This window comes from Agrobacterium sp. GD03872, assembly GCF_029840625.1.
In the GTDB taxonomy this organism is placed as follows: Bacteria; Pseudomonadota; Alphaproteobacteria; order Rhizobiales; family Rhizobiaceae; genus Agrobacterium; species Agrobacterium fabrum_A.
Map to the genome: position 1 here is coordinate 1 of NZ_JAOCCY010000042.1, position 1,080 is coordinate 1,080.

The 1,080-nt window shown below is 61.6% G+C and carries 1 protein-coding gene; it reads right to left on the minus strand.

Annotation, left to right across the window (positions count from 1 at the left end; genetic code table 11):
• Positions 1–8 precede the first annotated feature (8 nt).
• A complete protein-coding gene (locus N5D22_RS27115; RefSeq protein ID WP_279659007.1) occupies positions 9–938 on the minus strand; it encodes an IS110 family transposase in 930 nt (309 codons plus the stop codon).
• Between the last annotated feature and the right edge of the window lie 142 nt (positions 939–1,080).

Sequence of the window (1,080 nt, forward strand, 5' to 3'; positions counted from 1 at the left end):
CTTTGGTGTCAAGCGTTTTGCCATGGTTTGTTGTCTCTGATGATGGCGTTGAGGATGGTCAGGAGTTTTCGCATGGTTGCGACGATGGCGACTATTTTTGGCTTTCCGGCCTGGACGAGGCGATCACGAAAGGTTTTGAGGGTTGGGTTGTACCGGCTGGCGACGAGGGCTGCCATGAACAGCACCGCCCGGACTTTTGCCCTGCCGCCGCCGATGAAGCTCTTGCCTTTCCAGGCGCCCGACTGTCGGGTCCATGGCGCCAGCCCCGCCAGCGCCGCGATCTGACGCCGGTCGAGACTGCCCAGTTCCGGCATTTCGGCAAGCAATGTGCGTGCCGTTGCGGGGCCAACACCGGGTACCGACGTCAGCAGCGCCTCACGCACCCTCCAGACGGGGGATTTGCGGATGTGATCGTCCATTTCCGCATCGATGCTGTCCACCTCCCGGCGCAGGGCGGCAAGCAGGCGCTGAATGCTTTTGCGGGTCGCTTTCTCCAGCGCCGTGCGTAACCGGTTCTCTTCGGCCACGATCATCTGCACGATCTGCCGCCTGCGGTCGACAAGTGCCGACAAAAGCTGGGTTTGCTGATCACGCAGAGGCCGGATCTGTGGCCTGGTGGCAGACACGAAAGCGGCAATCACCGCCGCATCGACCGCGTCGGTCTTGGCCCGGCGACCAATGGCATTGGCATAGGCACGCACCTGCGCCGGATTGACCACGATCACCGCAAATCCGGCAGACGAAAGCCGTGCCACGGCCAGCGTCTCGAAGCCGCCTGTGGCTTCCATTGCGACGATATCGGCATGCACCTCTTTGAGACGCTGTACCAGATCGTCGATCCCGGCATGGCTGTTCTCGACGAAGAACGCCGTGCCGGAGGCTGCGACAGCCACGTCCAAACGGGCCTTCGAAACGTCAATGCCAACGATAATATCCATCGTGTCCCATCCTTGCCTAAGCGGGCTTTGCACATGCAAGCGGCCCCGGCGACTGTTCGGGTTCGATGAAAAGGCAGATGGAGACCCTTGCTCATCCGCGGGATCGACATCCCAAGAGGGTCTCGGTCTTCCATCCGCCACC